The following is a 6,980-nucleotide window of genomic DNA, read 5'->3' as shown; positions in this document are numbered from 1 at the left end:
CCGCGCTTCAGAAGCCTGAGTGGAGAGAGCGCATGGAGATTCCGGTGAGCGGCACGCTGATCGTGCTGGTGGTGCTGGTGGCGCTGGCCATCCTGACCGCTTTCAAGGGCATCCGCACCGTGCCGCAGGGCGAGTCCTGGACGGTGGAGCGGTTTGGCGCCTTCACCCACACGCTGCAGCCGGGGCTGAACTTCATCATCCCGTATATCGACACGATCGGGCAGCGGGTGAACGTGCAGGAGACGGTGCTGGACATCCCCGAGCAGGCGGTGATCACCAAGGACAACGCCAATGTCTCGGTCGATGGCGTGGTCTATTACCGGGTGATGGACCCGGCCAAGGCGGCCTATCAGGTGCAGAACCTGACCCAGGCGCTGACCGCGCTGGCGATGACCAACATCCGCGCCATCATCGGCGAGATGGACCTGGATGCGGCGCTGTCCTCGCGCGACAAGATCAACACCTATCTGCTGGGCGTGCTGGACGGGGCGACCGACCCGTGGGGCGCCAAGGTGACGCGCGTCGAGATCCGCAAGATCGAGCCGCCGGCCAACCTCGTCGCCGCGATGAACACGCAGATGACGGCGGAGCGCGAGCGGCGCGCCATGGTGGCCCGCGCCCAGGGCGAGCGGGAGGCGGCGATCGCCCGCGCCGAGGGCGAGAAGGCGGCGCAGGTGCTGGAGGCGGAGGGCCGGCTGGAAGCGGCGCAGCGCGATGCCGAGGCGCGCGAGCGGCTGGCGCGGGCCGAGGCCGAGGCGACGCGCGTGGTGGCCGAGGCGGCGCGGGATGGCGGCGAGTCGGCGCTCGGCTACTTCATCTCCGAGCGCTACATCCAGGCCTTCGGCCAGCTGGCGGCGAACCCCTCCTCCAAGCTGGTGGTGGTGCCGATGGAGGCCTCGGCGCTGGCGGGCGGCATCACCGGCGCGGTGGAGCTGTTCCGCAATGCCGCGGGCGCCGGGCCTGTGGTGCCGCCGGTGGGCGGGGCGCTGCCGCCGCGCCGTTCCGGCTCGGTGCCGGAGGCCGGGCGCGGCGCATGATGGAGGGCTGGGCGGTCTGGGTGGTGATCGGGCTGCTCGGGCTCGGGGCCGAGCTGGTGCTGCCCGGTGTGTTCCTGGTGTGGGTGGGCGTCGCGGCGCTGGGCACCGGCCTGCTGGTGGCGGTGATCGACCCTGGCCTGCCGGCGACGCTGGTGGTGTTCGTGGGCCTGCTGGCGGCCGGCATCGCGCTGGGGCTGAAGCGGTTCCGCCCGCATGCGACGCGGCAGACGCCGAACACCCCGACCTCCGGCCTGGTGGGCCGGCATGGGGTGTGGCTGGGCGGCAGCCGGGTGCGGCTGGGCGATTCCGACTGGCCGGCGCGGCTGGAGGGCGGGGCCGAGCCCGGCCAGGCGGTGCGCGTGCTGGCCGTGGAGGGCATGACCCTGCTGGTGAAAGCCGACTGAAGGCGGGGTCCGGGGGATCCTATCCCCCCGGCGGTAGGGGTTTGGGGAAGGCAGAGCCTTCCCCAAGGACTTTTTCCGGTGTCGCCGGCAGGTCCAGTTTCCGCCCGCCCAGCGCATCGCGCAGCGCGTTCCACACGGCGATGGCCAGCAGCAGGGGTGGCTCGCCCACCGCCTTGGAGCGGAAGATGGTGTTCACCCGTGCGGGCGCGTCTTCCAGCAGGCGCAGATTCAGCACCGGCGGCATCTCGCGCGAGCCCGGGATCTTGTAGGTGGAGGGGCCGAGGGTGCGCAGCCGGCCGTCCGCGTCCCAGACCAGTTCCTCGCAGGTGAGCCAGCCCAGGCCCTGGAGGAAGGCGCCCTCGATCTGGCCGCGGTCGATGGCGGGGTTCAGGCTGCGGCCGCAATCCTGCACCAGGTCGGCGCGCAGCACGCGGTGTTCGCCGGTCAGGGTGTCGACCAGCACATCGGCGATGGCGGCGCCGTAGGAGAAGTAGAAGAAGGGGTGCCCGCGCATGGCGACGGGGTCCCAGTGGATGTCGGGCGTTTTGTAGAAGCCCGTGGCGGAGAGGCTGACGCGCTCCGCCCAGCAGAGCTGCGCCAGCTCGCCGAACTCCATGCTGTGGTTGCCGGCGGTGACGCGGCCTTCGGCGAAGGCGATGTCCTCGACAGGGATGTTCCAGCGGCGCGCCGCGACCTCCGCCATGCGGGCGCGGAGGGTGCTGGCGGCGGCGTGGGCGGCCCAGCCATTCAGGTCGCTGCCGGTGCTGGCGGCGGTGGGGGCGGTGTTGGGCACTTCGGCGGTGGAGGTGCCGGTGATGCGGATGCGCTCCACCTCGACGCCGAAGACATCGGCGACCACCTGCGCCACCTTGATGAACAGGCCCTGGCCCATCTCGGTGCCGCCATGGTTCAGGCGGATGGAGCCATCGGTGTAGACATGCACCAGCGCGCCGGCCTGGTTCATCGCCATGATGCCGAAGGAGATGCCGAAGGCGAGGACAAAGCCGCCCAGGCCGCGCCGCAGCGTCGGGTGCCCTGCGTTGAAGGCGTCGATCTCGGCGCGGCGGGATTCCCAGCCGGCATCCTGCTTCGCCTCGGCCCAGACGCGGCGGATCAGATCGCCTTCCAGCTTCTGGCCATAGGGCGTTTCGTCGCCGTTCGGCCCGCCGGCGAAGTTCCTTTCGCGCACTTCATCGACGCTGAGCCCCGTGGCGCGCGCCACACTGAAAAAAACATCCTCCATCAGCAGCGCGCCCTGCGGCCCGCCGAAGCCGCGGAAGGCGGTGTTGCTGACGGTGTTGGTCTTGCAGGCGAGTCCGGTGATGCGCAGCGCCGGCACGTCATAGGCGTTCAGCGCGTGGGTGACGGCGCGGAAGATGACGCCGCCGGAGAGATCCAGGCTGTGCCCGCCATCGGCGGCCAGCATCGCATCCAGCGCCAGGATGCGCCCCGATGCGTCGCAGCCGGCGCGCCAGCGATAGAGGAAGGGGTGGCGCTTGCCGGTGGCCGCCATGTCCGCCTGGCGGGAGAGGCGCAGCTTCACCGGCCGGCCCGTGGCGCGCGCCGCCAGCGCGGTGGCGGCGGCCAGCCAGGAGGCGTTGCTTTCCTTGCCGCCGAAGCCGCCGCCCATGCGCCGGCACTGCACGGTGATGCGGGCGAAATCGCAGCCCAGCACGCGGGCGGCGATGTGCTGCACCTCGGTCGGGTGCTGGGTGGAGGAGTGCAGGGTGATCTCGCCATCCTCGCCGGGGATGGCCAGGGCGATCTGCCCCTCCAGATAGAAATGCTCCTGTCCCCCGCAGCGGAATTTTTCTTCCAGTTGGATGGGCGCGGTTTGCAGCGCGGTGGTCCAGTCGCCACGCTCGATCACCTGGGGCGGCATCAGCAGGGCGTTGGCCGCCAGCGCGTCCTCAATCGAAAGGATGGGCGGCAGCTTCGTGATCTCCGGCCGCAGCGCGGCGGCGCCGGCCAGGGCCGCGTCGCGCGTGGTGGCGACCACCAGGGCGATCGGCTGGCCCCAATGCTCGACACGATCCTCGGCGAACAGCACTTCGGTGGCCTTGCCGCTGGGAGAAATGTCGTTGCGGCCGGGGATGTCGCGCGGGCCGAGCACCGCCACCACCCCCGGCACCGCCCGCGCCGGCGCCATGTCCAGCGGCGCCAGATGCCCATGCGCCACGGGGGAGAGCGCCAGCGCCGCGTGCAGCAGCCCCGGCGGCTCGGGCAGGTCGTCGGTGAAGCGGGCCTCGCCGGTGGTATGGCGCAGCGCGCTGTCCTGGCGGAGCGAAGCACCCATGCCGGTGCGGCTGGGGCGCGGCAGGGCGTCGGTCATGCCTGCACCTCCAGCGCCAGCTCGGGGCGGGTGGCGCGCCAGAACAGCCGCATCAGCAGCCCCTGCGCGCCGCGCAGCCGGTATTCCGCGCTGCCGCGGCCATCGGAGAGCGGGGTGACATCCCCGGCCAGGGCCTGCGCGGCGGCGGCGAAGCTGGCCTCGGCCAGCGGGGCGCCGGTCAGCGCCGCCTCGGCCCCCGCCGCGCGGACCACGGTCGCCGCCATGCCACCAAAGGCCAGCCGGGCCTGGCGGATGCGCCCCTCCTCCAGCTCCAGCAGGAAGGCCGCCGAGACGGTGGAAATATCCTGGTCGTGCCGCTTCGACAGCTTCTCGCAGGCGAAGAGCGCGCCCGGCGGCGGGCGGGGCAGCCCGATCGCGGTGATGATCTCGTCCGCCGCCAGGGCAGTGCGGCGATAGCCGGTGAGGAACTCCGCGACCGGCAAGCTTCGCGCACCGTGCGCGGCGGATTGCACTTCCACCGTCGCGCCCAGCGCCAGCAGCGGCGGCAGCGCATCGCCGATCGGCGAGGCGGTGCCGAGATTGCCGCCCAGCGTGCCCATGCCGCGAATCTGCCGCGAGCCCAGCCGCGCCAGCAGCCCGGCCAGCGGCGCCAGGTCGGGCAGGCCACGCAGCGCCCGCAGCAGCGCGCCATAGGGCAGGCCCGCGCCAATGCGCAGGCTGGCCTCCCCGATCTCCAACGCCCGCAACTCCGCCACCGCGCCGAGCCCCAGGATGCGCGCCGGCTTCTCCCGGTGCCCGGCGAAGCGCAGGCCGAGATCGGTGCCGCCCGCCAGCAACCAGGCCTCCGGATGCGCCGCGCGCAGCGCCAGGGCTTCCGCCAGCGTCACCGGGGCGTGGAACACCTGATCCGGGGAAGCCAGCTCTGCCGATGTCAGGGGCGGCAGGGCAGGGGGCGCGGCGCCGTCATCTCGCACCCCCTCGAACACCGACAGGATCGGGCGATAGCCGGTGCAGCGGCAGAGATTGCCCGCCAGCGCCTCATGCGCCGCCCCGCCCTCCCGCGCATGCGCCCAGGCGGACATGACGATGCCGGGCGTGCAGAAGCCGCATTGCGTCGCATCGCCCTCCGCCATCGCCAGTTGCACGGGGTGCGGCGCGCCGGGGCGCGACAGCCCCTCCACCGTGCGGATGGCGCGGCCCTGCATCTGCCCCAGCACCGCCAGGCAGGCATTGACCGGGGTGCGGCCGCCATCCGCCTCCTCCAGCACCACGGTGCAGGCGCCGCAATCGCCCTCGGCGCAGCCCTCCTTGGTGCCGGTCAGACCGGCGGCCCGCAGCCAGTCCAGCAGCGTCGTGCCGGGCGGCGTCTCCGCCGGCAGGGTCCGGGCTTCCCCGTTCAGGATGAAGGCGATGCGCTGGGTCATGCCCAGGATCGAAGCAAAACCAGGGCCAGCCGGGGAGGGGTAAAGCGATACGCCCCTCCTGAAGCGGCCCGCCTCTCCACCCGACAGCGGCAGCCCGACAAAAAAGTTCTTTTTTGGAAAAAAGAACCAAAAAACTTTTTCCCGTTGGCGGCGCGCCCTTGCTGCCCGCGCCCCGCCCCTTCGCCGCGTCCCGCTTCGCCGCCAGACGACGGCAGCCGGACAGAAAATTGATGAGGGTCAAGGAAGGGGGAGGCGGGTGGGCGTAACTGGAAAGAATGTCGCCCGAAACCTTTGCCCGCTACGCCGGCGCGGCCCTGCCGCGCTACACCTCCTACCCCACCGCGCCGCATTTCGCGCCGCTGGCGGAGGCCGAGTACCGCGCCTGGCTCTCCGGCATCGCGCCGGGCGACGCGCTCTCGCTCTATGTGCATATCCCCTTCTGCCGCAGCCTCTGCTGGTATTGCGGCTGCCACACGGCGGTGACGCGCCTGCCGGCGCGACTGGCCCGCTACACCGACGGGCTGCTGGCCGAGGCCGCGCTGCTCGCCGCCGCGCTGCCGGCGCATGGCGGGGTGTCGGCGCTGCATCTGGGCGGCGGCACGCCCTCCGCCATCGGGGCGGAGGGGCTGTCCCGCCTGCTGGCCGCGCTGCGCGCCCATTTCCCCTTCCGCGACAACGCCGAACTGGCGATCGAGCTGGACCCGCGCGTGCTGACGCCGGTGATCGCCGACGCCCTGGCCGAGGGCGGCATCACCCGCGCCAGCCTCGGCGTGCAGGATATCGATCCGGAGGTGCAGGCGCGCATCGGCCGCATCCAGCCCTCGGAGCAGGTGGCGCGCGCGGTGGCGCTGCTGCGGGAGCGCGGCATCGGCGCCATCAATCTCGACCTGATGTACGGCCTGCCGGGGCAGGGCGTGGCGGAGGCCGAGGCCAGCGCCCGCTTCGCCGCCGAACTCGGGGCCGACCGGGTGGCGGTGTTCGGCTATGCCCATGTGCCCTGGATGAAGCCGGCACAGAACGCCATCGACGCGCGGCAATTGCCGGGGGCGGAGGCGCGGCTGGCCCAGGCCGAGGCGGCGGCCGCGGTGCTGGAGGCGGCGGGCTACCGGCGCATCGGCCTCGACCATTTCGCCCGGCCGGAGGATCCCATGGCCCGCGCCGCGGCGGCCGGGGCGCTGCGCCGCAACTTCCAGGGCTACACCACGGATGCGGCGCCGGTGCTGCTCGGGCTCGGCGCCTCCTCGATCGGCCGGCTGCCGGCGGGCTTCGCCCAGAACATCGCCGATGAGCGCGGCTGGCTGGCCGAGATCGAGGCCGGGCGGCTCGCCGTCGCGCGCGGCCGCGCCCTGACCGAGGAGGACCGCCAGCGCGCCAGCCTGATCGAGCGGCTGATGTGCGACCTGGCCCTGCCGCTGCGCGCGGTGCCGGAGGCCGTGCTGGCGGCGGCGCGGCCACGCCTGGAACCGCTGCTGGCCGACGGCGTGCTGGCCGAGCGCGAGGGGCGGCTGGAGGTGACGGAGCGCCGCTTCCTGCGCCACGCCGCGGCGGCCTTCGACGCCTATCTGGGCCAGGGGCCGGGCCGGCACAGCAAGGCGGTGTGAGGCCGCGCGCGCGGCGGGGTGCGCCGCGCGCCGCCCCGGCCTATCATACGGCGCCGAGACTGGAACGGAGCCGGACACCGCCATGGCCGAGACGCTGCGCGCCCCCGAGCGGGATCATCTGACCGCCGATCGGGAGCGGGCCCTGCCGCGCCCCCTGGCCCGGTGCGGCCGCCGCGCCTGGAGCGACAGGCTGGAGTCGCGCGTCTCCGAGCGGGGCAGCG

5 protein-coding genes are annotated in these 6,980 nt (G+C 73.1%); 3 read left to right on the top strand and 2 right to left on the bottom strand.

The window, feature by feature from the left end; translation table 11 throughout:
* The first annotated feature begins 32 nt into the window (after window positions 1-32).
* Window positions 33-1,037 carry an SPFH domain-containing protein gene (locus tag HMPREF0731_RS07415; RefSeq protein WP_083854455.1) on the top strand — a complete coding sequence of 335 codons (1,005 nt, stop codon included), beginning with the start codon at window positions 33-35 and terminating at the stop codon, window positions 1,035-1,037.
* A complete protein-coding gene (locus HMPREF0731_RS07410) occupies window positions 1,034-1,441 on the top strand; it encodes an NfeD family protein (protein ID WP_007003446.1) in 408 nt (135 codons plus the stop codon). Before HMPREF0731_RS07415 ends, HMPREF0731_RS07410 begins: the two co-directional genes overlap by 4 nt.
* Window positions 1,442-1,460: 19 nt before the next feature.
* On the opposite strand, the gene xdhB is transcribed toward HMPREF0731_RS07410, so the two are convergent.
* Together xdhB and HMPREF0731_RS07400 are read right to left on the bottom strand one after the other, a co-directional pair.
* Window positions 1,461-3,773 (bottom strand): xanthine dehydrogenase molybdopterin binding subunit, encoded by a 2,313-nt coding sequence (gene xdhB / locus HMPREF0731_RS07405; protein ID WP_007003445.1) that lies wholly within the window; start codon window positions 3,771-3,773, stop codon window positions 1,461-1,463.
* On the bottom strand, window positions 3,770-5,158 hold the full coding sequence (locus tag HMPREF0731_RS07400) for a xanthine dehydrogenase small subunit (protein ID WP_007003444.1): 1,389 nt from the start codon (window positions 5,156-5,158) through the stop codon (window positions 3,770-3,772). Before HMPREF0731_RS07400 ends, xdhB begins: the two co-directional genes overlap by 4 nt.
* Window positions 5,159-5,433: 275 nt before the next feature.
* Here HMPREF0731_RS07400 and hemN point away from each other — a divergent pair, with 275 nt between their 5' ends.
* A complete protein-coding gene (hemN, locus tag HMPREF0731_RS07395) occupies window positions 5,434-6,759 on the top strand; it encodes an oxygen-independent coproporphyrinogen III oxidase (protein ID WP_007003442.1) in 1,326 nt (441 codons plus the stop codon).
* Window positions 6,760-6,980: the final 221 nt, after the last annotated feature.

Origin of the sequence: Pseudoroseomonas cervicalis ATCC 49957 (assembly GCF_000164635.1) — a bacterium.
Classification (GTDB): Bacteria; Pseudomonadota; Alphaproteobacteria; order Acetobacterales; family Acetobacteraceae; genus Pseudoroseomonas; species Pseudoroseomonas cervicalis.
Note: the sequence above shows the minus strand (reverse complement) of the source record. Positions and strands in the feature narration are given on the sequence as shown.

What these genes read in the sequence shown, in the direction of transcription:
- HMPREF0731_RS07400 (WP_007003444.1), bottom strand. Translation starts at nt 5,158, where the DNA reads ATGACCCAGCGCATCGCCTTCATCCTGAACGGGGAAGCCCGGACCCTG.
- HMPREF0731_RS07415 (WP_083854455.1), top strand. Translation starts at nt 33, where the DNA reads ATGGAGATTCCGGTGAGCGGCACGCTGATCGTGCTGGTGGTGCTGGTG.
- xdhB (WP_007003445.1), bottom strand. Translation starts at nt 3,773, where the DNA reads ATGACCGACGCCCTGCCGCGCCCCAGCCGCACCGGCATGGGTGCTTCG.
- hemN (WP_007003442.1), top strand. Translation starts at nt 5,434, where the DNA reads ATGTCGCCCGAAACCTTTGCCCGCTACGCCGGCGCGGCCCTGCCGCGC.
- HMPREF0731_RS07410 (WP_007003446.1), top strand. Translation starts at nt 1,034, where the DNA reads ATGATGGAGGGCTGGGCGGTCTGGGTGGTGATCGGGCTGCTCGGGCTC.